This window comes from Aeromonas schubertii, assembly GCF_000820105.1.
GTDB lineage: Bacteria > Pseudomonadota > Gammaproteobacteria > Enterobacterales > Aeromonadaceae > Aeromonas > Aeromonas schubertii.
Window position 1 is genome coordinate 72973 of the sequence record NZ_CDDB01000039.1, and the last position, 24091, is coordinate 97063.

The following is a 24091-nucleotide window of genomic DNA, read 5'->3' on the forward strand; positions in this document are numbered from 1 at the left end:
GCTAACAAGACAGGAAGAGACATGAGCGAGCCCAAAGTAGTGGTGGCGCTGGATTTTGCGCGCGAAGAAGAGGCCCTGGCCCTGGTTGATCAACTCAGCCCGTCGGCATGCCGCCTCAAGGTGGGCAAGGAGATGTTTACTCTGTTTGGCCCCCAGTTTGTTCGCCAACTGGTCGCCAGAGGCTTCGATGTGTTTCTGGATCTGAAGTTCCACGACATCCCCAATACGGTGGCAAAGGCCGTGGCAGCCAGTGCCGAACTGGGTGTCTGGATGGTCAATGTGCATGCCAGTGGTGGACGTCGCATGATGGAAGCGGCCAAGGCAGCCCTGGCTCCCTATGGGGAGAAGGCCCCGCTGCTCATCGCGGTGACTGTATTGACCAGTATGGAGCAGAGCGATCTCAATGAATTGGGCGTTCGGCTCACCCCTGCCGAGCAGGTGTTGCACCTGGCCCGTCTGACCAAGGCGGCCGGCCTGGATGGCGTGGTCTGCTCGGCCCAGGAGGCCAGCTTGCTCAAGGCCGAGTGTGGTGCCGACTTCAAACTGGTGACTCCGGGAATTCGTCCCGCAGGCAGCGAGCAGGGGGATCAGCGCCGCATCATGACGCCAGCACAGGCGGTGGCAGCGGGGGCCGACTATCTGGTGGTGGGACGTCCCATCACTCAGGCCGACACCCCTGCCAGTGTGTTGCAGGCGATCAACGCCGAGCTCGGCTGAGAAGGCCCAGCAAGAGACCGGCCATTGCGCCAATAAGATGAGACTCTACGTGGACCCGGGCGCCGATCAGTGCGGCACTCGGGCCACCCGAGCCTCCACCCTGCCAGTCGATGTAGAGCTTTAGCAGCAAGCCAATCAGCAGCAGGCTGGCGCTGCGACGACGCCCCAGCTCTTGTACTACCCCCCAGGCAAAGAGGCCGTGGAGGGCTCCCGAGAGCCCCATGTACCATTGGGTCTGAGGGCACCAGAGCCAGATCCCCAGGGTGACCCCGAGGGCACAGAGTCCCAATACGGTGAGCAGGCACCTTGAGTTCAACTCGTCATGAAAAATCTGCGCCAGGAGCCAGAGTCCGAGCAGGTTGAGCGACAGATGCCAGCCATTGGTGTGAACGAGGTTGCCTGTTATGATGCGCCACCACTGCCCATGGGCGATGGCCTCACGCTGAAACGAGAGGGCATCGCTTGGTACGCTCAGCCAGAGCAGCAGCAATAACAGCGAGAGCCCGGCAGCTGCCGGCCATCCGGAAATCTTTGTGAACACGAGTGATCCCACATCAACCCACACCAGCCGCTACTGTACTCATTGTGGCCGCGCACTCAAGGCCTGTCTGTGTGCCACGTTGCCCCGTATCGCCAACCCGACACCATTAATGGTGTTGCAGCACCCCAAGGAGCATCTGCATCCCAAGGGGACGGCCCATCTGTTGGCCGGGGCTCTGGAGCTGGCTGAGCTGAGGGTGGGCAGTCAGTGGCAGGAGGATGAGGCGGTGCAGCAGTTTGTCAGCCATCCCCCTTGCTACCTGCTGTGGCCCGGTGAGGGGGCGCTCACCCTCGACGAGTTGCCACGGGAGAGGGGGGCGCGCTTTGTGCTCCTCGATGGCACCTGGCGCAAGTGCTATCGCATGCTGATGGAAAATCCGGCCCTGGCGGCGTTGCCCCGGGTGGCATTGACGCCACGCAGTGGCCACTATCATATTCGCAAGGCACCCTTCTCCGGTGCCTTGTCGACCCTGGAGGCGGGGTATCACCTCTTGTGCGAATGGGAGCAAGAGCCCGGGCGTTACGCCCCCCTGTGGGACCTGTTCGTTCGTTTCAACCAGCAATGGCTTACCTTTAGCCAAGTCAACCGAGGAGCGTGACATGAGTATCGCCGTGGTCGTATTCAGCGGAGGCCAGGACAGCACGACCTGTCTGGTACAGGCCCTGCAGCATTATGATGAGGTCCATGCCATCACCTTTGACTATGGCCAGCGTCATGTCGCCGAGATCGAGGTGGCCAGAGCACTGGCCGAGCGCCTGGGGGTGAAGGCCCACAAGGTGATGGATGTTTCCCTGCTCGGTGAACTGGCCCTCTCGTCCCTGACTCGCGATGAGATCCCGGTCAGCCGTGAGCTGCAAGAGAACGGCTTGCCCAACACCTTTGTGCCGGGTCGCAACATACTGTTTCTCACCCTGGCGGCCATCTATGCCTATCAGGTGGGAGCCGAGGCGGTCATTACCGGCGTCTGCGAGACCGATTTTTCCGGCTATCCCGATTGCCGGGACGAGTTTGTCCAGGCACTCAACCGGGCCGTGGTGCTGGGGATGGACAGGCCGGTTCGCTTTGAGACACCACTTATGTGGCTCGACAAGGCCGAGACCTGGGCACTGGCCGACCGTTGTGGCCACCTTGACACTGTGCGTCACCACACCCTGACCTGCTATAACGGCATTCAGGGGGATGGTTGCGGTGAGTGTCCCGCCTGCCTGCTGCGCGCTCGTGGCCTGCAAGAGTACCTTGAGCAGGGTGAGGCCGTGCGTGCCCGCCTCGCCACCAAGCTGGCGCCGGCATCGTAAGTCGGCCCTTTCACCGAATTAGACAGAATGTGATGATTCACTACCCGATCAACGAAATTTTCCAAACCATCCAGGGGGAGGGGGTCTATACCGGCCTTCCCGCTATCTTCGTACGCCTGCAAGGCTGCCCGGTGGGCTGCCCCTGGTGCGACACCCGCCATACCTGGGTGGTCGACCCCGAGCGTCAGGTGCCGAGCCGCCAGGTGCTGGATCGCTCCAACGAGTCCGATGCCTGGAGCGCCATGAGTGCAGCCGAGATCCGCGAGAGCTTCCAGCGCCTCGATTACACGGCTCGCCACGTGGTGATCACGGGGGGTGAACCCTGTCTCTATGACCTGCGCGAGCTCTCGGTACTCTTGTTGGCCGAAGGATTTACGGTGCAGGTCGAGACCAGTGGTACCCATGAGATCCAGGTGCATGACGAGGCCTGGGTCACCGTCTCTCCCAAACTGGGGATGAAGGGGGGGCTGGAGGTATTACCGCAGGCCCTCGCCCGTGCCAATGAGATTAAGCACCCGGTGGCGACCGAGCATCATATCGAGGAGCTCGACGCCCTGCTTCACTTTGCGACCCTGCGCCCCGATGTGCAGATAGGATTACAGCCCATTAGTCAGAAGAAGCATGCGACCGAATTGGCCATGAGGGTGTGTATCGAGCGTCACTGGCGGCTCTCAATACAGACTCATAAATATCTGGATATCGATTGATGACCCATCCCGATCCAGAAGTGTTGCTTCATTTGAATATGAACATGCCTTATGGGAAATATCAGGGACGGCGCCTTATCGACCTGCCCGAGCCCTATCTGGTGTGGATGGCCAGAGAGGGGTTCCCGGCCGGGAAATTGGGCAGTGCACTGGCCTTGGCCCACGAGATCAAGGTCAATGGTTTGGAATCTGTGGTATTACCACTACTCAACGGGACACAGGGATGAGGATATATACCAGACAGGGTGATGGAGGAATGACCAGGCTGGCCGATGGGACCGTATCTGCCAAGACCCATATGAGGGTTGAATGTTATGGTCTTGTCGACGAGCTCAATTCTCATATTGGTTTGTTGATTGCACTATTACCCGACGAGGCTCTCCATATGCAGTCCACGCTGCAGTTGTTACAGCATGAGCTGTTCGATCTGGGGGCTGAGTTGGCGCTTCCCGGCTCGGCACAAAATAAGGATGTGTGGCGAGTCACTCATGAATGGACCTTTCGTCTCGAGCAGGAGATGGATCGGATGAGTCAGGATTTGTCACCACTGACGCAATTTATTCTGCCCGGTGGCTCACTGGTGGCTGCCCAGGCCCATGTGGTGAGAACCCTGACGCGGCGCTGCGAGCGGCAAGTGGTGATGCTGGGTGAGCATGAGCGGCTCAACCCCGCTCTGCTTCCCTACCTTAACCGTCTGAGTGACTGGTTCTTTGTCCTGGCCAGGTGGTTGATCAGGTGCGAGGGGCTCAGGGAAGTCATTTGGCAAAAAGAGAGTGAGCGCAAATAAAAAAAACCTCGCCATGGGCGAGGTTTTTTATTGGGCGATGTCACGTTAGATGGCGAAATCTTCCAGGGCCTTGCCCTCTTCCAGCGCCTTGGCAATCACGGCAGGGGTACGGCCCTGACCGGTCCAGGTTTTTTCTACGCCATTATCCATATAGCGGTATTTGGCAGGACGCGGAGCACGCTTGGCGCCTTTCTTCTTGCTTTCGCTAACAACCGGGCTACCGACCAGTTCGGTCGGGTCGATACCGGCTTCTTTGAGCATTTCGCTAAATTCTTGCAGTTTACGCTGATGCTCGGCCTGAGCAGCCTGGCTGGCTGCGGCTTCTTGCTGACGCTCGTCAACGATAGATTGCAGCTTTTCCAGACCTTCAACCAGTTGTTCCATGGTCATCTCACGGCACGCAGCACGCAGGCTGCGGATATTCAGCAGTACTTTCAAAAATTCGTTCATAAGGACACCACTCGAGCAGTTATTGATTTTTACACAGATGAAGTGTAGCTATTTCGTCGCAATTTAAACAGGGAATATGAGCAAGTCAAGTCGGAGATAATTATTAATTAATATTTCCTGACGTAAACCCATTTATTTACTTTCACGCTATTCCCGTTTGGGGGGGCAAGCGGGAGAAATCGGTCATCATGAGGGAAGGGTAAGATGTTTCTGCTGCACTTTGCGATAGAGTGTGGTTCATATGAGTAGTCATTCATAAAACTTGCGATTAATCTCTCGATTGATAAAATGCATCGCGAATACCTTTAAGTAGAGGCGCGCTGCCTATGAGTAACCGAGCGGAGGGTGATGCCTGTGATGCTCGAGGAAAGGAGTCAGCGCCGAAGTGGCCAGGCCATCATACCGGGCTGCTGGTTCTGCATCGAAGAGGTGCAGGACTGCCATAGTCATCCACTATGGAGCGCTACCTGAAGGGTGAGGAGTATGTCCGCCCCCGGTGGATCTTGTTTCTTTATCCTCTCGGTAGATCTCCACCTGAGTCTGTTGTAGGTGCAAGAGATCATGGAAATCACCCATTACGCCACGTCGGCATTGTCACTCGCCCCCCCCCTGATTGCGGTTATTCTGGCAATCTGGACCCGTAAGGTTCTGCTCTCCCTCGGAATGGGCATTCTCGCCGGCAGCATTCTGGTGAGCGGTTTTTCTCCGCTCGGTACTGCCGAATACATTGGCGATGTCGCCAAAGGCATCTTCTGGGCCGACGGTGCCGTTAACAGCTGGAACGTCAATATTCTCCTCTTTTTGTTGCTGCTCGGCGGCATCATCAGCCTGATGACCGTTTCCGGCGCGACCCGTGCGTTTGCCGACTGGGCCGCGACCCGTATCAAGAGCCGCCGCGGCGCCAAGATACTGACCGGTTGCCTGGTCTTCCTCTTCTTCATTGACGATTACTTCCACAGCCTCTCGGTGGGCTCGGTCTGCCGTCCGGTGACCGATCGTTTCCAGATCTCCCGTGCCAAGCTCGCCTACCTGCTCGACTCGACTGCCGCACCGGTCTGCGTGCTGATGCCCATCTCCTCCTGGGGGGCCTACATCATCGCCATCATAGGTGGCATCCTGGCGGCCCACGGTCTGACCGACCAGACCCCCATCTCGGCCTTTATCCAGATGATCCCGATGAACCTCTACGCCGTCTTTACTCTGGCGATGGTACTGGTCGTGATCTTCTATCAGCTCGACATCGGCGCCATGCGTCAGCATGAGGAGTGGGCGGCCGAAGGCAAGCTGTGGGACGAGAGCAAGGGGGCGCCGGCCGGTGCCAGCGGCGAACTCTCCAGCTCCGACAAGGGGCGGGTACTGGATCTGGTGCTGCCGATCCTGACCCTGACCCTCTCCACCGTCTACTTTATGGTGGCCTCCGGCGCCGCAGCCCTGGCCGAGAAGGGCACCCCCTTCACGCTGCTCGGTGCCTTTGAAAACACCGACGTGGGAGCCTCTCTGGTGAATGGTGGTCTCTGTGGTCTGGCCGTGGCCATCCTGCTCTCCCTGCGCCTTGGACTGGGTCTCAAGAACTGGATGCTGGCCGCCAAGCACGGTGTAATGGCCATGCTGCCGGCTATTTATATCCTCATCTTCGCCTGGGGGATCGGTGCCGTTATTCGCGAGGTCGAGACCGGCAAGTACCTGGCATCCCTGGCCCAGAGCGGTCTGCCCATCGCCTTGCTGCCGGCAGTCTTGTTCGTGCTCTCCGGCGCCATGGCCTTCTCCACCGGCACCAGCTGGGGTACCTTTGGCATCATGTTGCCGCTTGCCGGCGACATGGCTGCCGCCAGCGACATCACCATGCTGTTACCCATGCTCTCGGCCGTGCTGGCCGGTGCCGTGTTTGGCGATCACTGCTCGCCCATCTCGGACACCACCATCCTCTCCTCCACCGGAGCCGGTTGCCATCATATCGATCACGTGGTGACCCAGTTGCCTTATGCCCTCACCATCGCCTTCGGTGCCGTGCTCGGTTACCTGGCCCTCGGTCTGATGCACTCGGTGCTGGCCGGTGTCGTGGTCAGCGGGATCTGGTTTATGGCATCGAGCCTCTTCTTTATTCGCCGTAACCAACCTGTTCTGGCCAATGCCTGAGCAAACGGCGATCTCACCATGCGGGGGCCTTAGGGCCCCCGCTGGTTTATGGTAGTATTCGCCCCAGTTAAAAAGACCCTTCGGAATGCGTGCCCATGGCCTCTCTTCACTATAAATTTGCCGCCATGAACTCCGGCAAATCGACCCAGCTCATCCAGGCTCACTTCAACTATTGCGAGCGGGGGATGAATCCCCTGGCCATGACTCCTGCCATCGACGATCGTTTCGGTGTCGGTGTTATCTCGGCGCGGGTTGGTCTGACCCTGAAAGTCGAGGTATTTGGCGAAGAGAGCGATCTCTTCGAATTACTGCGTGAACGCAACGAGCAGAAGCGTATCGATGTCTTTATCGTGGACGAGGCCCAGTTTTTGACCAAGGAGCAGGTCTATCAGCTGGCGCGTATCGTCGATGAACTCGATATCCCGGTAGTGGCCTACGGGCTCAAGACCGATTTTCGTGCCGAGCTCTTTCCCGGCTCCTACCACCTGCTCTGCCTCGCCGACAAGGTGGAAGAGCTCAAGAGCATCTGCTGGTGTGGCAACAAAGCCCACATGAATGCCAGGGTGAGCGCCTCGGGAGAGGTGATGCGCGACGGGGCACAGGTCGAGATCGGCGGGAATGACCGCTACGTCTCCCTTTGTCGAAAGCACTATCTGGAAGGCAAGGCCTACTCCTGATAAAAGACCCCGGCTGATGCCGGGGTCCTTGTATCAGTCGATGTCCACGTCTCCCTGGGGTTCGTAGAGGGGAGCGGTCTGGGGGAGGGTGTGGAACAGCTGGCGAAAATGCTGCTGTACCCGTCCGATGTCGATGAGGCTCATGCCCGATGAAAAGCCGAACCAGACGTAGAGGCCGGTCAGGTTTTTAAACATGGGGGGGAGGAAGCGCGGCGCCTCGATAAGCCCCTCCAGATAATGGCGATAGAGCACCGGGATATCATCCAGGCTCACCTTGCCCACGAAGAGCATGGGCAGGATCTCGGGCACCCCTTCGAGTACGGCGCTGCGAATGAAATTGACCGTCTCCACATAGCCGCGCACATAGGAAAGATCCTTGGTAAAGCAGGCGCTGCCGTCGACCGCGCCACCACGAAACACCCGCTGGGCCACCTTGTAGGCGTCGTGCTGACCCATGCCACGGGCATGGAAGTGGCGATAGAGCTCGATAAAATCGGCCCCCTGCTCGGCCATATCGATCGCCATCACCCGATCCGAGATACGCCTGGCCCGATCCGGGAAGGAGCTGAAGGTGAGGGTTTCAATCAGCACCGCCAGCCCCTCCTGACAGGCGGTGATACGCGGGGAGCCGGCACTGAGCCAGCTGGCCCAGGGTTGGGCCCGTCCGTTGAGGGTGGTGCCCACATGGACCCACCCTTCGTGGACCTCGAGTACCTGAAGATCCAGCTCGGAGAAGCGGGCGTGACTGCTGAGCTTGATATAGTCTCCGCCGGCGGCGGCATCCGAGACGATGCCATCGCTGAGCTTCACCCGCACCGTCCCCTCATCGAAGTAGTCGGTGAGTTTCTCCTGCAGTCGCGTCACCGCGCCTTCTCCCTGATAGATCTTGGGCCAGGGGCGGGTCAGGTGGCGGGCGCCGGGCAGGGAGAAGATCTGGCACAAACGCTCTCCCAGCTCCTTGAGGGTCTTGCGATCCCCGCGCAGGTGATCCCGGGCCGAGCCATAGAGCAGGCGGCTGTAGCGCAAAAAATCGGGCGTACCCCGTGAGCGCAGCATCTCGCATACCACCATGTATTGCTCAACCGTCTGCTGCAGGATCTGCCCCAGCTCGTCATGGGCTCCCAGGTGGCGGACAATCCTCTCGCGCAGCTCTCTTAGCTCCCGGTAGGTGTGGTGAGGATCGAAGGAGAGGGGGATCGCCTCGTAGAAGTGGCGATCGACCCTGGGCAGGTGGCAGGCACCCGAGGCGAAGAACTCCTCCTCGAGCTGGCGCGGCCATTTGATGGCGTCGAGGATACGGATCGGTTTTTGGATGGCCAGCAACTCGTCGGAGAGGCGGCGAAGTTGTTGGCGGTACTGTTCCTGATGGCTCATGGCGGTGTGAAAAGGGGGAGATGAACTCTATCTTATCGCCAATCTTGCGCCTGCGCCTGCTCCTTGCTTGCCATGGCCTGAATCGAGCCGACAGCGGGTGACGATTTAGCGGGGAGATGCGTTTGTTCCACCCTCACAATGGAGTAACATGACGGCTCCGTTTACCTGCTGGATCTTCAATGTCGATGCGTCACCTGGCTCTCTTTCTTCCCATCATTCCTCTTGTCACCGCCTGCAGCAGCACCCCGGCTCCCGCCGCTCCCAGTGAGCCCCAGGCACCCAAGGGGGGCTTTCTGCTCGATCCCGAGCATGTGCAGACACCCCTGATGGGGGATTTCTCCGCCAATCCACAGACGGCCAGTTTTATCGACAAGATGGTGCAGCAGCATGGTTTCAACCGGCAGCAATTGCACGATGTGCTGGGGCAGGCCAAGCGTCTCGACTGGGTGATCCGTCTGATGGACAAACAGGCCCCCACCACCAAGCCGCCGGTTGGGCCGAACGGGGCCTGGATACGCTATCGCAACAACTTCATCACCCCGGGCAATGTGGAGAACGGCGTCGCCTTCTGGAACCAGTATGAGGAGGCCCTTGACCGTGCCTATGCCCAGTATGGGGTCCCCCCCCAGGTGATCGTCGGCATCATAGGGGTCGAGACCCGCTGGGGCCGGGTGATGGGCAAGACCCGAATTCTCGATGCCCTCTCCACCCTGGCCTTCGACTACCCCCGCCGCGCCGCCTATTTCGAGGGGGAGCTTGAGACCTATCTGCTGATGGCCAGGAGTGAGGCGATCGACCCACTGGATCCCCAGGGCTCCTTCGCCGGGGCCATGGGTTATGGCCAGTTCATGCCCTCTTCATTCAAGAATTATGCGGTGGACTTCAACGGTGACGGTCACACCAACCTCTGGGATCCGGTGGATGCCATCGGCAGCGTGGCCCACTACTTCCAGGCTCATGGCTGGGTGAAGGGGGACAAGGTGGCGGTACAGGCGAGCGGCCAGGCTCCCGGCCTCGAGCACGGCTTCAAGACCCGCTACAAAGTCAGCCAGCTCTCGGCCGCTGGCCTCACACCGCTGGCTCCTCTCGGTCATCACAGGGAGGCGAGCCTGCTGCGCCTGGACATGGGCAAGCAGTATCAGTACTGGTACGGCCTCTCCAACTTCTACACCATCACCCGTTACAACCACAGCACCCACTACGCCATGGCGGTGTGGCAGCTGGGTGAGGCGGTGCGGGTCGCCCGTTAAGGGAAAAAGAGAGGGAGCGTTTGGCTCCCTCTGCACTCTTCATCGTGTCAGGCGTTTTTTCATCTCGTCGACGAGCCCCATCACCATCCAGGCCGCGCCTCCTGCCGGGGTGGCGGCGCTGTACTCCCGGCTGAGGTAACCAAAGCCCTCCCTGTGATGGGCGATGGCCTCTTCCCGGGTGGCCGCGTGGATAATATCCCCCACCACCTCCAGCCCCTGCTCCAGCAGTTGTCTCTTCTCCTCGAGAAAGGTGGGCGAGTCCATCTCCAGCAGGGTGAAGTCGGGGGCATCGAGGCGAGTCGCCAGAACCTGATACTTGCTCATGGGGTGCTCCATCATTAAGAGTGCCTTATGAGTACTTCTTTTTGGGGGGATTGTCATCCCCCCGAAGGGGAGGGGGCGCCAAGCCAGCCTCCTGTCACCCCTGCCGATGCCGCTCGAAGAGGCGCTGCACCACGTCCTGCAGGGCCAGCCCCTCGTTTTGCAACAGCACCGTCAGGTGGTAGAGCAGATCTGCCGACTCGTTGATGAGCTCTTCCCTGTCCTTGGCCATGGCCGCCAGGGCTACCTCGACCCCCTCTTCTCCCACCTTCTGGGCGATGCGCTTGGTGCCCTTGCCGTAGAGGCGGGCGGTGTAGCTGCTCTCGGGGCTGGCCCCCTTGCGTGCGGCCAGCAGCTGCTCGAGCTCGGCGAGAAAGCCCAGCGGTGGCAGCGGGTGGCCATCGAAGCAGGAGACATTGCCCAGATGGCAGGTGGGGCCGACCGGCTCGGCGGCGATGAGCAGACTGTCGCGATCGCAGTCGGTGGTGATGGCCTTGAGGACGAGCACGTTGCCCGAGCTCTCCCCCTTGGTCCACAGGCGTTGCTTGCTGCGGCTAAAGAAGGTGACCTGGCCACAGGCCAGGGTCTTTTCCAGGGCGTCCTGATTCATAAAGCCCTGCATCAGCACCTGGCCGCTGTGAGCGTGCTGCACGATGGCGGGGATAAGGTTGTCACACTTGGCCCAGTCCAGGCTCTGGCTATCGAAAGAGATGGTCATTGCACGCCCTCCTTAACTGCGAATGGCGATGCCCTGGCCCTTGAGCCAGGACTTGAGTTCGGGAATGGGGATGATCCCCTTGTGAAAGACGGAGGCGGCCAGCGCCCCGTCCACGTCGGCCAGGGTGAAGGCGTCGCGAAAGTGCTCCATGGCGCCGGCGCCGCCCGAGGCGATGAGTGGCACCCTGCACAGGGCACGCACCGCCTTGAGCTGCTCGATGTCATAGCCCTGGCGCATGCCATCTTGATTCATCACGTTGAGGACGATCTCGCCGGCCCCCCGCCGTTGCACCTCCTGCACCCACTCCTGGGTGGTCCAGGTCGTGGTGCGAGTGCGGCTCTCGTCGCCGGTGAACTGCTTGACCTGATATTGACCGCTCTGGGCGTCGAAGTAGGAGTCAATGCCCACCACCACGCACTGCACCCCGAAGCGCTCGGCCAGCCGGGTGATGAGGGTGGGATCGGCCAGGGCCGGTGAGTTGATGGAGATCTTGTCGGCGCCAAACTCGAGGACCTGGCGGGCGTCATCGACGCATCGGATGCCGCCGGCGACGCAGAAGGGGATGTCGATCACCTCCGCCACCCGGCTCACCCAGCTCTTGTCGACCACCCGGGCGTCGCTCGAGGCGGTGATGTCGTAAAAGACCAGCTCGTCCGCCCCCTCGGCCGCATAGCGGCGGGCCAGGGCGACGATATCGCCCATTACCTCGTGATTACGAAACTGCACCCCTTTGACCACCACGCCATCTTTGACGTCGAGGCAGGGGATGATGCGACGTGCCAACATCAGCGCACCTCCTGGTTGGCCCAGCAGGCGATCGCCTCGGCCACGGTGAATTTGCCCTCGAGCAGGGCGCGCCCGAGGATGATGCCGGCGACCCCCGATCCCTTGAGCGCTTCGATGTCGGCGAGGGAGCCGATACCGCCGGAGGCCTGAAAGGCAACCTGCGGGAAGCGGGCGCAGAGATCCCGGTAGAGATCGACGTTGGTGCCGGCCAGGGTGCCGTCGCGGCTGATGTCGGTGCACAGCACATGTTTAAGCCCGGCGGGCAGGAAGGCCTCGATGAGCGACTCTATGGTGGTGTCGCTCTGCTCCTGCCAGCCGCCCACGGCGATACGGCGCACCCCATCGCTCCCTATGTTCACATCCAGCGCCAACACGATGCGTTCGGGGCCGTATTGCGCCATCCAGCCCATCACCAGTGCCGGGCTCTTGACGGCGGTGGAGCCCACTACCACCCGGTTGGCGCCGGCGGCGAGCAGGTCGGCCACATCCTGCTCGGCGCGCACGCCACCGCCGACCTGCACCGGGGCTGCAGTGCTGGCCAGCAGCTCGCGCAGCAGGGGAAGCTGGCGGGCGGCGGCGTTCTTGGCGCCGTCGAGATCGACCAGGTGAAGCTGCTGCGCCCCCTGGTCCACGTAGTCGTCGAAGCGCCCCTGGGGATCGCTCGAGTATTCGGTCTTCTGGCCGTAGTCCCCCTGGTAGAGGCGCACCACCTGGCCGTTTATCAAGTCAATGGCGGGAATGATCATGCCGGTCACAGCTCCAGAAAGTTTTGCAAAAGGCGGGCTCCCACGGCGCCGGAGCGCTCCGGGTGAAACTGCGCGCCGAAGAAGTTGTCACGCCCGGCGATGGCGGTGAACGGCTGGCCGTAGTCGCAGGTGGCCAGGGTCGCCTCGGTCACCTCCAGCGCGTAGGAGTGGACGAAGTAGAAGTGGCTGCCGCTCGGGATCCCCTTGAGCAGGGGGTGGGTCTCGTCGTGCCACACCTGGTTCCAGCCCATATGCGGCAGGCGCAGATCGCCGACCTGCATCAGGCGGATCTTGCCCGGAATGATCCCCAGGCAATCGATATCGGTCTCGCCCCCCATGCGCTCTTCGGAAGAGGCGGCCAGCATCTGCATGCCGAGGCAAAAGCCGAGCAGGGGTTGGGTGGCGGCGCGAATGAGCGGCACCAGAGCGCGCTCATTCAAGTTCTGCATGGCCGCCACCGCCGTGCCTACCCCGGGCAGGATCAGTTTGTCGGCGGCGGCGATGATGTCTGCCTCACGGCTCACCACAGGGTTGACCCCGAGCCGCTCGAAGGCCATGCGCACCGAGGCGAGATTCGCGCAGCCCGTGTCGATGATCACCAGCTTCATTCAGAGCACCCCCTTGCTGGAGGGGAGATCGCTGCCCTCTACCCGCACCGCCTGGCGCAGGGCGCGGCCGAAGCCCTTAAAGAGGGCCTCCACCTGGTGGTGGGTGTTGCCACTGCCCACCTTCATCTGCAGGGTGATGGCCATGGCGTCGGAGAGGGAGCGAAAGAAATGAGGCACCATCTCGGTGGCCAGATCCCCCACCTGGTCGCGGCCAAAGCCGGCCGGGCAGTCGAACACGAAGTAGGGGCGGCCGCTCAAGTCCATGGCCGTGGCCACCTCCAGCTCGGTCAGGGGGCGGGCGTCGATGACCGCCTGTACCTCATCCATGGCGAGCACGAAGCCAAAGCGCCCGATGCCGCGCTTGGTGCCGAGCGCCGCCTTGAGGGCCTGACCCAGGGCGATACCGGTGTCTTCTACCGTGTGGTGATCGTCGATATGCAGATCGCCGCTCACCTCGACTTCCATGTGGATCCCGGCATGGGTGGCAATCTGATCGAGCATGTGATCGAAGAAGCCCAGCCCAGTGCTGATGCGGTTGCCGCCGCTCTTATCGAGATCCACCGCGATGCGGATCCGGGTCTCTCGGGTGTTGCGCTCCACCTCGGCCTTGCGGCCGCGCCCGAGCAACTGGTCGCGAATGGCGAGCCAGCCGTTCTCGGTCGGGTGGTAGCGAATGCCGGCGATCCCCATGTTCTCGGCGAGTTGCAGATCGGTCTGGCGATCGCCGATGACAAACGAGTTGCCACGGTCGATGCGGCCCGCGGCCAGGTACTCCCTGACCAGACCCAGGTTGGGTTTGCGACAGGCGCAGCCGTCGCCCGGGAAGTGGGGGCAGATAAGCACCTGCTCCCAGTGCACTCCCTGGGATTCGAAGAGGTGCATCATCAGGTCGTGGGGCGGCTGGAAGTGCTCCAGGGGCAGGCTGGCGGTGCCCAGGCCATCCTGGTTGGTGACCATCACCAGGGTGTAGCCGGCGGCCTGCAGCTCGCGCAGCACCGGGATCACCATGGGTTCGAAGCGCAGCTTGTCGAGGCGGTCTACCTGCTTGTCGCTGACCGGCTCCTCGATGAGGGTGCCGTCGCGGTCGATGAAGAGGATTGGGGCAGTCATGGGATCTCCTTATCGTATGTCGCGCAGCACGTTGACCACGGCGTCCATCTCGCCGCGATAACCCACCGTAATGCGCACCGAATCATTTAAACCGGGCTTGCTCGAAAAATCGCGCAGTATGATACCGGCCTCCTTCATGGCGGCGAACACCCGGGCGCCATCGTCAAAGCGCACCAGCACGAAGTTGCCCTTGTCTTCGAAGAGCTCGGTGACGCAGGGCAGCGCCGCGAGCTCGGCCTTGAGCCGCGCCTTCTGGGCGTTGAGTTCACGCACCCGCTCCTGCATCAGGATCAGCCCCTTGGCCGAGAGCGCCTCTGCCGCAATCTGGGCCACCGGATCCGGGATGGGGTAGGGGGCGATCACCTTGGAGAGCAGGGCGATCACCTCGCTGGCGGCCAGGGTGAAGCCGCAGCGGATCCCGGCCAGGGCAAACGCCTTGGAGAGGGTGCGGGTTACCACCAGGTTGGGGAAGCGCGCCAGCAGGTCGACCACGCTCGCCTCGGGGCAGAACTCGATATAGGCCTCGTCCACGACGATGAGGGCGCGATCGTTGGCGGCCTCGAGCAGTGCGATGAGTCCCTCGCGCCCCACCAGATCCCCGGTCGGGTTGTTGGGGGAGCAGAGAAACACCAGCTTCACATCCGACAGGCGGCTCTTGATCTCGGGCCAGTTGGGCTGTCGGGCGGCGGTGAGGGGGACCTCGACAATGCCGACGCCGCAGGTCTCGGCGCTGATGGCGTACATGCCGTAGGTGGGGGGGCAGATGAGGATCTGATCCTGCCCCGCCTCGCAGAAGGTGCGGATGAGCAGCTCGATCGCCTCGTCGGCACCGCGACTGACCAATACCTGATCGGTCTCCACGCTGGCGTAATCGGCATAGGCGGCGATCACCGCGGGGGGTTGGCACTCGGGATAGCGGTTGAGTCGCTCTCCCTCGATGGTGAAGGGGTAGGCCAGGGGGGCCTCGTTGGCGTTGAGCCAGACGTTGCCCTTGCCGCCGATGCGGCGGGCCGACTGGTAGGGGGTGAGTGCGCGCACCGCGCGCCGTGCCAGGTCCTTGATACTCATGCTCTGCTCCTTGTTATTTCAGCGCGGCCAGACGCAGGGTCACGGCATTCTCGTGGGCGCCCAGCCCCTCGGCGCGGGCGATGCACTCGACCACGGGGCCGAGTCCCTTGAGTCCCTCGGCGCTCAGCTCCTGCACCGTGTAGCGGCGCTGGTAGTCGGCGAGCCCCAGGCTCGAGCAGGTGCGCGCGTAGCCGTAAGTGGGCAGGGTGTGGTTGGTGCCGCTGGCGTAGTCACCCACCGATTCCGGGGTCCAGGGGCCGAGGAAGATGGAGCCGGCATTCTCGAGCTGGTCGAGCAAATCGCGCGGCGCCCGGGTCTGCACGATGAGGTGCTCGGGGGCGTAGGCGTTGGAGATGGCGCACGCTTCGTCAAGATCGCGGCACAGCAGGATCAGGCTGCTGCGAAGGGCCTCGGCGGCGATGTCGCGGCGTGTCAGCCCAGCGAGTTGGCGGGAGAGTGCCTCCTGCACCTGGTCGGCCAAGGCCGGGGCATCGGTCACCAACACTACCTGACTGTCCGGACCGTGTTCGGCCTGGGAGAGCAGATCGGCGGCCACGAACTCGGGGTTGGCCGACCCATCGGCGATCACCAGCACCTCGGAGGGACCGGCCGGCATGTCGATGGCGGCGCCACGCACGTCCTGGCTTACCTGGCGCTTGGCCTCGGTCACGTAGCTGTTACCAGGGCCGAAGATCTTGTCGACCTTGGGGATGCTCTCGGTGCCGTAGGCCATGGCGGCGATGGCTTGGGCGCCGCCGATGGCGAACACCTTCTCCACCCCGCAGGCGCGGGCGGCAAACAGGATCTCGTCGCTGGCCGGCGACGGGGTACAGAGCACCACCTCACGGCAGCCGGCAAGGGCCGCCGGCACGGCCAGCATCATGACGGTGGAGGGGAGCGGGGCGCTGCCCCCCGGTACGTAGAGGCCGACCCGGCCGATGGGCTGGCTGCGCAGCTCGCACACCACGCCGGGTTGGGTCTCGATACGCAGCACCGGCTGGGCCTGGGCGGCGTGGAAGGTACGGATGTTGCCGATGGCCTGGCGGATGGCGGCTTTAATCTCCTCTCCCAGGCGCGCCTCTGCGGCGTCGAACTCGGCGCGGCTGATGCGCAGGGTCTCGCGCGGAGCACGCTCGAAACGGGCGGAGAGCTCGCGCAGTGCCGCATCACCGCGGCGCTGCACCTCGCTGATGATGCCGCGCACCGTGCTCTCGAGGGTGTCGGCGTTGGCCAGGGCCGGGCGGGCCAACAGGCTGCGCTGTTGCTCCGGGGCCAGGGTGTTCCAGATCAGGGTCTGCATGAGCTTACTCCATCATCTTTTCGATGGGCAGCACCAGGATAGAGCTGGCACCCAGGGCCTTGAGACGCTCCATGGTCTCCCAGAACAGGGTCTCGCTTGAGACGACATGCAGGGCCACCTGGTTGGTATCGCCGGCCAGTTGCATGATGGTGGGACGCTCGGCTCCCGGCAGCAGTGCCGTGATGGCCTCGAGCTTCTCTTTGGGGGCGTGCAGCATGATGTACTTGCTCTCGCGTGCCTGCAGCATGCCCTGGATGCGCGGCATCAGCTTGTCGATAAGTTGCTGTTTGCTCGCCTCGAGAGGTTGGGCAGCCTGCACCAGCACCGCCTTGGAGCGGTAGATCACCTCGACCTCCTTGAGGCCGTTGGCCTCCAGGGTCGCCCCGGTAGAGACCAGATCGCAGATGGCGTCGGCGAGTCCTGCGCGCGGGGCCACCTCGACCGAGCCGCCCAGCATCACGCTCTTGAAGGGGAGGCCGCGCTCGGCGAAGAAGCGTCCGAGCAGGCCGGGATAGGAGGTAGCGATGCGCTTGCCGGCCAGGCACTCGGCGCCTGTGTACTCCATCTCGCGCGGCACGGCGAGTGACAGGCGGCAGCCACCGAAGTCGAGTTGTCTGAGTACCTTGACATCGGCGGCCTGACCCAGGGCGCGGCGGCTCAGCTGCTCCTCTTCGAGCACGTTTTCGCCGATGATGCCGAGATCGACCACGCCGTCCATCACCAACCCAGGGATGTCATCGTCGCGTACCCGCAGGATGTCGATGGGCATGTTTTCCACGTGGGCGATGAGACGCTGCTCCAGGAGGTTGATCTTGAGGCCGCAGCTTTTCAACAGGGCCTGGGAGTCCTGGCTCAGGCGACCGGACTTTTGCATGGCGATGCGCAGACGTTGTGTTTCCATTGCTCGATTTTCCTTCGTATTAAAAACAAAAAACCCTCGGAAGCGGTGCTTCCGAGGGTCTGTTGATCGAGGGCCTGCAGGAAGTCACCAGTATCGGTCTTCCAGCAGCCAACCTCCTGAAAGACTAGTCGGGATGATGGTGGTGATGGTGACGGGTCTTCAGCAGGTTAGACATGATGTAAATCTCTCTTTACGAATTGGAGTGCCAGTGCACAATGGGTTTTAACTTACCCGTCTGGTCAGAAATTGCAACCCCGCCCCCGAAAAATAGTCGCGCATATCAAGCAAACGGTTTTGCGGTCGATAAGTGATCAGTCCATCTTTAGGGGAGTCCGGCCCTCTGCCGGATAGGGAGCGCACCATGGCCAACCAGGATCTGATCTTCTCCATCCTGCCCCGTGCGCCGGCAACGCCGGGCAGTGAGCCTATCTCCCGTGAGGTGAGGGCAGTCGGCAAGAAGCCCAGAGTTGCCGAGAGCACGGCCGATCCCAAGGAGCGGCGCAAGGAGCAACCCCCTGCCGGCAAGCCGGTGAAGCGGGTGGCGAACGAGGTGGAAGAGGAGGAGTCGCCCCCGGACGATCCCCCCCATCAGATCGATCTCTTCGTCTGAGCGGCGCTTTTGGTATACTCGGCCTTTTCGCCGGAAGACCTGCCTTGACCACTGTCTCGACCCTGTTTGCCCCCGATGGCTCCCTCTCTCGTCACATCGACGGCTTTGTCGCCCGCGCTCCCCAGCTGGAGATGGCCAGGGCGGTGGAGCGCGCCATCGATAGCCACGGGCGCCTGTTGGTGGAGGCGGGGACCGGCACCGGCAAGACCTACGCCTATCTGGTGCCGGCTCTTCACTCTGGCAAGCGCATCGTCATCAGCACCGGCTCCAAGAACCTGCAAGAGCAGCTCTATCACCGGGACTTGCCGACCATCATAGGCGCCCTCGACTATGCCCGCCCGGTGGCCCTGCTCAAGGGGCGCAGCAACTATCTCTGTCTCGAGCGGCTCAACAACCTGATGAGCGAGTCTCATCTGCAAAAGGCCGAGGTGCTGGCCGATCTGGTCAAGGTCAAGTCCTGGTCCGGTACCACCAATACAGGGGATGTGGGGGATATTCCGGGGCTGCAGGAGAACGCCGAGATCCTGCCCCATATCACCAGTACCAACGACAACTGCCTGGGGCGCGACTGCCCCTACTACGAAGATTGCCATCTGGTGATCGCCCGTCGCCGGGCCATGGAGGCCCAGGTGGTGGTGATCAACCATCACCTCTTCTTCGCCGATCTGGCGGTGAAAGACACGGGATTTGGCGAGTTGGTGCCCGAAGCCCAGGTCTATGTATTCGACGAGGCGCACCAGCTGCCCGAGATCGCCACCAGCTACTTTGGCAAGTCGCTCTCGAGTCGCACCCTGCAAGATCTTGCCCAGGACATCCAGCTCGCCTATCGCAGCGAGGCCCAGGACATGAACCAGCTTGGCAAGGGGGCCGACCGGCTGCAGATTGCCAGCCAGGACTTGCGCCTGGCCTTTGGCATGGAGAGCGGACGTGGCAACACCCGCGACATGATGAAAAGCAGTCACTGGGGCCAGGCGCTGGCGCGCCTCACCGATGCCCTGTCGCTCTGTTACGACGTGCTCAAGATAGCGCTCGGGCGCGGCGAGCGGCTCGACCAGTGCTTCGAGCGGGTGAGTGAGGTTAAAAGCCGCCTTGGCGAGGTGCTCTCGCTCGGGGAAACCGGCTGCTCCTACTGGTATGAGTGCACCCGGCTGCACTTCTCATTGAATCTGACCCCCCTCTCGGTGGCCGAGCGCTTCAATGGCGAGGTGCAGCGCCCCGAGGTGAGCTGGATCTTTACCTCCGCCACCCTGACGGTGGATGGCCACTTTGGCCACTTCGCCGGTGAGATGGGGCTCGGTGGCAGCGCCGAGCTGACCCTGGAGAGCCCGTTTGATTATGCCGAGCAGGCGCGCCTGTGTGTGCCGCGCTCTCTGCCCGAACCCAACGCCTTCGGGCGTGGGGAGCGGCTTGCCACCATGATGATTCCGCTTATCAACCGCACCCCGGGCGGTTGTTTCTTCCTCTGTACCAGCCATCAGGCAATGCGCCAGGTGGCCGAGGTCCTGCGCCGCGAGATGGGTCGCACCGTGCTGCTACAGGGGGAGGAGAACAAGTCGCAGCTGCTCAGGCGCTTCGTCGAGAATGGCCGTGCCGTACTGGTGGCCACCGCCAGCTTCTGGGAGGGGATCGACGTGCGGGGGGCGGCGCTCTCGTGTGTTATCATCGACAAGCTGCCCTTCGCCTCTCCCGACGATCCCCTGCTCAAGGCGCGCATCGAGGATTGTCGACTGCGCGGTGGCGATCCCTTCTTCGATGTGCAATTGCCCAAGGCGGTCATCGCCCTCAAGCAGGGGGTGGGGCGCCTCATTCGCGACAGAGGGGACCACGGGGTACTGGTCATCTGCGATCCGCGTATGGTCAACCGCGCCTATGGCGCCACCTTTATCAAGAGCCTGCCCCCCATCCCCCGTACCCGGGAGTTGGCGCGGCTGGGTGAGTTTTTCCGCGAGGGCGCTGGGCCCTCGCCAAGCAATGTTTAAGGAAACAGCGTGTTGAAGATCCTGGCCGTCGATACTGCCACCGAAGCCTGCTCCGCCGCCCTGCTGGTGGGTGAGCAGGTGTTTGCCCGTTATGAAGAGGCGCCCCGCGACCATACTCGCAAGATCCTGCCCATGGTGCAGTCCCTGCTCGACGAGGCGGATATCACGCTGGCGGATCTTGACGCCATCGCCTTTGGCCGCGGGCCCGGCTCCTTTACCGGGGTGCGTATCGGTATCGGCGTGGCGCAGGGGCTGGCACTGGGGGCCGAGAAACCCCTCATCGCTGTCTCTACCCTGGCGGCCATGGCTCAGGGGGCCTGGCGTCGTGATGGCGCCCGCCGGGTGCTCACCGCCATCGATGCGCGCATGAACGAGGTCTATTTCGGACGTTTCGAGGAGCAGTCGGGTCTGATGGTGCCGGTTCAGGAAGAGTGTGTTATTGATCCTCAACGGCTGGCTGCCGAACTCGCCCTGGAGGGGGAGTGGCACGCCATCGGCACCGGTTTTTCTACCTATGGGGAGGTGCTGCAACTGGCAGGCGAACAGGTGCCTGCGAGCGCTCCCTGGCTACCGATGGCCGAGGACATGTTGCCGCTTGCCCGCGCCGCCTGGTTAGCCGGTGAGGCGGTAGCGGTTGAGGCCGCAACCCCCGTATACTTGCGGGACAAGGTGACCTGGAAGAAGCTGCCGGGTCGGGAATGACCGGAGGGGGAGCCCCCCTCTTTCGAGGAGGGTTGTGCATGGGTTATTCATCGAAACCGTGGAGCAGACTACTGTTGGGCGCGGCGACCCTACTGCTCGCGGCCTGCGGCACTGTGCCGCGGGAGCTCGCCTACGAGCCTGAATCGGCACTGGTACCGTTCAAGCCTGCGCTGGAGCAAAGTGGTGCCATGGCGCGCTGGAGCGGGGTCATTGCCGAGGTGCGCAACGAGCCGAGCCGCAGTGTGCTCGAGGTGGTGGAGTTGCCGCTCAAATCCAACGGGGTGCCGCAGCAGACCGAGCAGAGCGCGGGGCGGTTTCTCGCCATCATGCCGGGCTTTGTGGATCCCACCCTCTATGCCAAGGGGCGCTCCCTGAGCGTGCTCGGCAAGGTGGCGGCCCCGGTGGATGGCAAGATAGGGGAGCATCCCTACCGTTTCGCGGTCCTGGAGGTGGACAAGAGCAAGCTCTGGCCCCCGGTCAAAGAGGTTGAGGTTCGCTATGTGGATCCCTTCTTCTATGACCCCTTCTACGATCCCTTCTGGCCGCGGCGCTCTATCCATGCCCTGCCACGCTGACACCGGCGAGATCCGGCTCGATGATGGCCGCCGGGTCGCCTTTCAACGTTGGGGGGAGCCCGGCGCTCCCCTGATCCTTGCCCTTCACGGTTGGCTCGATAACAGCGAGAGCTTTCGACCCCTGGCCGCTCACCTTCAGGGGTGTCAGCTGGTCGCCATCGATCTGCCCGGTCACGGTCATTCGGACCACAAGTCGACCCCCTATGTGTTTGTGGACTGGCTGGATGATCTTCATCGCATCATCCGGGCTGCGGGGTGGCACCATGTCATCCTGCTCGGCCACTCTCTCGGGGCGCTGATCGCCTCGGCCTATGCCGGGGTCTTTCCCGAGCAGGTCTCTCACCTCATCCTGCTCGAGGGACTGGGTCCTCTCACTGCGCCCGATGAGGAGGTGCCGGGGCAGATCCGCCGGGTACTCGAGAGTCGTACCCGCACCACCCGGCGCCAGCACCCCGGTTTTTCGACACCGGAGCAGGCGGTGGTGGCCCGCTGCCAGGTGGGGGATCTGGCTCCTCATCTGGTGCGTCTCATCGTGGAGCGAGCCCTGATCGAGCGGGCAGGGCGTTGGTATTGGCGCAGCGATCCCGCCTTGCGTGAGCGCACACCTCTGCGCATGAGCGAGGGACAGACCAGGGCGCTGCTCGGGGCGATCACGGCGCCCGTACTGCTGTTGCAGGGGACGCGCGGTTATCCCGAGCTCAGCCATCAGTTGGTGGCGCGTCGTGATACCATAGGGCGCTTGGAATCCGGCATGGTGGAGGGAGGACATCACTTCCATATGGAAGATCCTGCAATCACCGCAGCTTGTATCGAAAAATTCTGCCTTATCCGGTAGAATCCCCGCCCTACGTCACTATTCTTTCAATTCAATCCAGTCTCACTCTGTTAAATCGCTGTTAATTCAATAATCCTTGTGTCACCATGTGACTACCTTAGAGCTCTAGCTCAAAACAGCCGATTGAATGATCCAGGGATGGAGGAAACAGGGTGAGCGCACAGGTGCTTTATATGCAGGAGAATCACGTGGAGAAGGTCTGGCTCAAGCGTTACCCGGAAGGGGTTCCGGCCGAGATCGATCCGGACAAGTACGGCTCTCTGGTGGAGATGTTCGAGGAGTCGGTGAGCAAGTTTGCCGACATGCCCGCCTTCGTCAACATGGGACAGACCATCACCTACCGTCGCCTCGAAGAGCAGTCCCGGGCCTTCGCCGCCTACCTGCAAGATGAACTCAAGCTGGAGCGGGGTGATCGGGTCGCGGTCATGATGCCCAACCTGCTGCAATACCCCATCGCCGTCTTTGGCATCCTGCGCGCCGGCATGACGGTGGTGAACGTCAACCCCCTCTATACCCCGCGTGAGCTGGAGCATCAGCTCAAGGACTCGGGCGCCAAGGCAATCGTCATCGTCTCCAACTTCGCCCACACCCTGGAGAAGGTGGTCTACGACACCCCGGTCAAGCACGTCATCCTGACGCGCATGGGCGATAACCTGGGGCTGGCCAAGGGGACCCTGGTCAACTTCGTGGTCAAGTACGTCAAGAAGCTGGTACCCAAATACAACCTGCCGGGGGCCAGCACCATGCGCCATGCCCTCGCCAAGGGACGCTTCCTGCAGTATGTCAAACCCGAGATCAAGAATTCGGACATCGCCTTCCTGCAGTACACCGGCGGTACCACCGGCCTCTCCAAGGGGGCCATGCTGACCCACCGCAACATGATTGCCAACGTCGAGCAGTGTCTGGGTGTCTACGGGCCGCGCCTGCAAGCGGGCAAGGAGTTCGTGGTCACCGCCCTGCCGCTCTACCACGTGTTCGCCCTGACCGTGAACTGCCTGCTCTTTATGCGCCTCGGTGGCTACAACCTGCTCATCAGCAACCCGCGCGATATTCCCGGGTTTATCAAGGAGATCAGGAAATATCCCTTCACCTGCATCACTGGGGTTAACACCCTGTTCAATGCCCTGGTGAACAATCCCGATTTTTCCTCCATGAACTTCGAGCGCCTCAAGCTCACCATTGGTGGTGGCATGGCGGTACAGCGCGCGGTGGCCGAGAAGTGGCAGCAGACCACTGGGGTGCCCCTGCTCGAGGGCTATGGCCTGACCGAGTGTGCCCCCCTGGTGAGCGTTTGCCCCTACGATCTCACTACCTACAACGGCTCTATCGGCCTGCCGGTCTGCTCCACCGAGATCCGCCTGGTCGATGACGAGGGTCAGGTCGTGAGCGAGCTCGGCAAGCCGGGCGAGATGCAGGTGCGCGGTCCCCAGGTGATGACCGGCTACTGGCAGCGCCCCGAGGCGACCGCCGAGGTGATCCAGGATGGCTGGCTCTGCACCGGTGACATCGCAACCTTTGACGAGCAGGGTTTCTTCAAGATCGTCGATCGCAAGAAGGACATGATTCTGGTCTCCGGCTTCAACGTCTATCCCAACGAGATCGAAGATGTGGTGGCCATGCATCCCAAGGTGATGGAAGTGGCCGCCGTCGGTATGCCTCACAAGGTGTCCGGCGAGGTGGTGAAGATCTTCGTGGTGCGCAAAGACCAGAGTCTGAGCGAAGAGGATATGATAGCCCACTGCCGCACACATCTGACTGCCTATAAGGTGCCGAAGCTGGTAGAATTCCGCGACGAACTACCCAAGACCAATGTGGGCAAGATCCTGCGCCGCGTGCTGCGTGACGAGGAGCTTGCCAAGCAGCAATAAGGTCCCTGCCTTCCCCGGCGCCGTGGTTCC

At 62.2% G+C, this 24091-nt stretch carries 27 protein-coding genes, 1 riboswitch and 1 other annotated feature; of the genes, 15 read left to right on the forward strand and 12 right to left on the reverse strand.

The window, feature by feature from the left end:
* Positions 1-21 precede the first annotated feature (21 nt).
* Complete coding sequence (pyrF, locus tag BN1133_RS07370; protein WP_050665895.1) at positions 22-717, forward strand: orotidine-5'-phosphate decarboxylase; 696 nt, start codon at positions 22-24, stop codon at positions 715-717.
* On the opposite strand, the gene rrtA is transcribed toward pyrF, so the two are convergent.
* Positions 698-1258, reverse strand: coding sequence for a rhombosortase (gene rrtA, locus BN1133_RS07375; RefSeq protein ID WP_231686246.1), 561 nt, complete (start codon positions 1256-1258; stop codon positions 698-700). The two genes, pyrF and rrtA, sit on opposite strands and share 20 nt — an antisense overlap.
* Here rrtA and BN1133_RS07380 point away from each other — a divergent pair.
* Genes BN1133_RS07380 through BN1133_RS07400 form a run of 5 tightly spaced genes read left to right on the forward strand, consistent with a single transcriptional unit; the run spans position 1245 to position 4047 of the window.
* Positions 1245-1856: a tRNA-uridine aminocarboxypropyltransferase gene (locus BN1133_RS07380; RefSeq protein WP_050665896.1), complete on the forward strand. Its 612-nt coding sequence runs from the start codon at positions 1245-1247 to the stop codon at positions 1854-1856. The genes rrtA and BN1133_RS07380 overlap by 14 nt on opposite strands.
* Before the next feature lies 1 nt (position 1857).
* On the forward strand, positions 1858-2553 hold the full coding sequence (gene queC, locus BN1133_RS07385) for a 7-cyano-7-deazaguanine synthase QueC (protein ID WP_050665897.1): 696 nt from the start codon (positions 1858-1860) through the stop codon (positions 2551-2553).
* A gap of 35 nt (positions 2554-2588) precedes the next feature.
* The gene (gene queE / locus BN1133_RS07390) at positions 2589-3260 is read left to right on the forward strand and encodes a 7-carboxy-7-deazaguanine synthase QueE (protein WP_050666005.1); all 672 of its coding nucleotides are present in this window, start codon (positions 2589-2591) and stop codon (positions 3258-3260) included.
* A complete protein-coding gene (locus BN1133_RS07395; RefSeq protein WP_050665898.1) occupies positions 3260-3487 on the forward strand; it encodes a DUF3820 family protein in 228 nt (75 codons plus the stop codon). Before queE ends, BN1133_RS07395 begins: the two co-directional genes overlap by 1 nt.
* Entirely contained in the window at positions 3484-4047 is a 564-nt protein-coding gene (locus tag BN1133_RS07400; protein WP_050665899.1) for a cob(I)yrinic acid a,c-diamide adenosyltransferase, read from the forward strand. Before BN1133_RS07395 ends, BN1133_RS07400 begins: the two co-directional genes overlap by 4 nt.
* 45 nt (positions 4048-4092) lie before the next feature.
* Here the strand turns inward: BN1133_RS07400 and BN1133_RS07405 are convergent, their stop codons facing one another.
* The gene (locus tag BN1133_RS07405; protein WP_050665900.1) at positions 4093-4497 is read right to left on the reverse strand and encodes an H-NS family histone-like protein; all 405 of its coding nucleotides are present in this window, start codon (positions 4495-4497) and stop codon (positions 4093-4095) included.
* A gap of 302 nt (positions 4498-4799) precedes the next feature.
* Positions 4800-4971: riboswitch (Lysine riboswitch) on the forward strand.
* An 87-nt stretch (positions 4972-5058) separates the two neighbouring features.
* Between BN1133_RS07405 and BN1133_RS07410 the strand changes: the two genes are divergently transcribed.
* Entirely contained in the window at positions 5059-6633 is a 1575-nt protein-coding gene (locus BN1133_RS07410) for a Na+/H+ antiporter NhaC family protein (protein ID WP_050665901.1), read from the forward strand.
* A 95-nt stretch (positions 6634-6728) separates the two neighbouring features.
* Entirely contained in the window at positions 6729-7310 is a 582-nt protein-coding gene (locus BN1133_RS07415) for a thymidine kinase (RefSeq protein ID WP_050665902.1), read from the forward strand.
* A 33-nt stretch (positions 7311-7343) separates the two neighbouring features.
* Here the strand turns inward: BN1133_RS07415 and BN1133_RS07420 are convergent, their stop codons facing one another.
* Entirely contained in the window at positions 7344-8684 is a 1341-nt protein-coding gene (locus tag BN1133_RS07420; RefSeq protein WP_050665903.1) for a flavohemoglobin expression-modulating QEGLA motif protein, read from the reverse strand.
* A 185-nt stretch (positions 8685-8869) separates the two neighbouring features.
* Between BN1133_RS07420 and mltB the strand changes: the two genes are divergently transcribed.
* A complete protein-coding gene (gene mltB, locus BN1133_RS07425; protein WP_050666006.1) occupies positions 8870-9934 on the forward strand; it encodes a lytic murein transglycosylase B in 1065 nt (354 codons plus the stop codon).
* A 39-nt stretch (positions 9935-9973) separates the two neighbouring features.
* Here mltB and BN1133_RS07430 read toward each other — a convergent pair whose 3' ends face one another.
* From BN1133_RS07430 to hisG, 9 genes are all read right to left on the reverse strand, one after another.
* Positions 9974-10258: a hypothetical protein gene (locus BN1133_RS07430; RefSeq protein WP_050665904.1), complete on the reverse strand. Its 285-nt coding sequence runs from the start codon at positions 10256-10258 to the stop codon at positions 9974-9976.
* A 94-nt stretch (positions 10259-10352) separates the two neighbouring features.
* Positions 10353-10973, reverse strand: a complete 621-nt coding sequence (gene hisIE, locus BN1133_RS07435; protein WP_050665905.1) for a bifunctional phosphoribosyl-AMP cyclohydrolase/phosphoribosyl-ATP diphosphatase HisIE — start codon at positions 10971-10973, stop codon at positions 10353-10355.
* A 12-nt stretch (positions 10974-10985) separates the two neighbouring features.
* Entirely contained in the window at positions 10986-11759 is a 774-nt protein-coding gene (gene hisF / locus BN1133_RS07440; RefSeq protein ID WP_050665906.1) for an imidazole glycerol phosphate synthase subunit HisF, read from the reverse strand.
* Positions 11759-12505, reverse strand: coding sequence for a 1-(5-phosphoribosyl)-5-[(5-phosphoribosylamino)methylideneamino]imidazole-4-carboxamide isomerase (gene hisA, locus BN1133_RS07445; protein ID WP_050665907.1), 747 nt, complete (start codon positions 12503-12505; stop codon positions 11759-11761). The genes hisF and hisA overlap by 1 nt, the downstream gene beginning before the upstream one ends.
* A gap of 5 nt (positions 12506-12510) precedes the next feature.
* Positions 12511-13113 (reverse strand): imidazole glycerol phosphate synthase subunit HisH, encoded by a 603-nt coding sequence (gene hisH / locus BN1133_RS07450; protein WP_050665908.1) that lies wholly within the window; start codon positions 13111-13113, stop codon positions 12511-12513.
* Positions 13114-14223, reverse strand: a complete 1110-nt coding sequence (hisB, locus tag BN1133_RS07455) for a bifunctional histidinol-phosphatase/imidazoleglycerol-phosphate dehydratase HisB (protein WP_050665909.1) — start codon at positions 14221-14223, stop codon at positions 13114-13116.
* A gap of 9 nt (positions 14224-14232) precedes the next feature.
* Positions 14233-15291: a histidinol-phosphate transaminase gene (gene hisC, locus BN1133_RS07460; RefSeq protein WP_050665910.1), complete on the reverse strand. Its 1059-nt coding sequence runs from the start codon at positions 15289-15291 to the stop codon at positions 14233-14235.
* 13 nt (positions 15292-15304) lie between these two features.
* Positions 15305-16591: a histidinol dehydrogenase gene (gene hisD / locus BN1133_RS07465; RefSeq protein WP_050665911.1), complete on the reverse strand. Its 1287-nt coding sequence runs from the start codon at positions 16589-16591 to the stop codon at positions 15305-15307.
* A gap of 4 nt (positions 16592-16595) precedes the next feature.
* Positions 16596-17492 carry an ATP phosphoribosyltransferase gene (gene hisG / locus BN1133_RS07470; protein ID WP_050665912.1) on the reverse strand — a complete coding sequence of 299 codons (897 nt, stop codon included), beginning with the start codon at positions 17490-17492 and terminating at the stop codon, positions 16596-16598.
* 24 nt (positions 17493-17516) lie between these two features.
* Positions 17517-17641: a sequence feature (His leader region), on the reverse strand.
* Positions 17642-17853: 212 nt separating this feature from the next.
* On the opposite strand from hisG, the gene BN1133_RS07475 reads away from it, so the two are divergent.
* From BN1133_RS07475 to fadD, 6 genes are all read left to right on the forward strand, one after another.
* Complete coding sequence (locus BN1133_RS07475) at positions 17854-18102, forward strand: hypothetical protein (RefSeq protein ID WP_050665913.1); 249 nt, start codon at positions 17854-17856, stop codon at positions 18100-18102.
* A gap of 131 nt (positions 18103-18233) precedes the next feature.
* Positions 18234-20081, forward strand: coding sequence for a DNA repair helicase YoaA (locus tag BN1133_RS07480; RefSeq protein ID WP_227002246.1), 1848 nt, complete (start codon positions 18234-18236; stop codon positions 20079-20081).
* A 12-nt stretch (positions 20082-20093) separates the two neighbouring features.
* A complete protein-coding gene (tsaB, locus tag BN1133_RS07485) occupies positions 20094-20783 on the forward strand; it encodes a tRNA (adenosine(37)-N6)-threonylcarbamoyltransferase complex dimerization subunit type 1 TsaB (protein ID WP_050665915.1) in 690 nt (229 codons plus the stop codon).
* A gap of 38 nt (positions 20784-20821) precedes the next feature.
* The gene (locus BN1133_RS07490; RefSeq protein WP_050665916.1) at positions 20822-21358 is read left to right on the forward strand and encodes a Slp family lipoprotein; all 537 of its coding nucleotides are present in this window, start codon (positions 20822-20824) and stop codon (positions 21356-21358) included.
* Positions 21342-22193 carry an alpha/beta fold hydrolase gene (locus BN1133_RS07495; RefSeq protein WP_050665917.1) on the forward strand — a complete coding sequence of 284 codons (852 nt, stop codon included), beginning with the start codon at positions 21342-21344 and terminating at the stop codon, positions 22191-22193. Before BN1133_RS07490 ends, BN1133_RS07495 begins: the two co-directional genes overlap by 17 nt.
* Positions 22194-22381: 188 nt before the next feature.
* Positions 22382-24061: a long-chain-fatty-acid--CoA ligase FadD gene (gene fadD / locus BN1133_RS07500; protein WP_144431459.1), complete on the forward strand. Its 1680-nt coding sequence runs from the start codon at positions 22382-22384 to the stop codon at positions 24059-24061.
* Positions 24062-24091 lie beyond the last annotated feature (30 nt).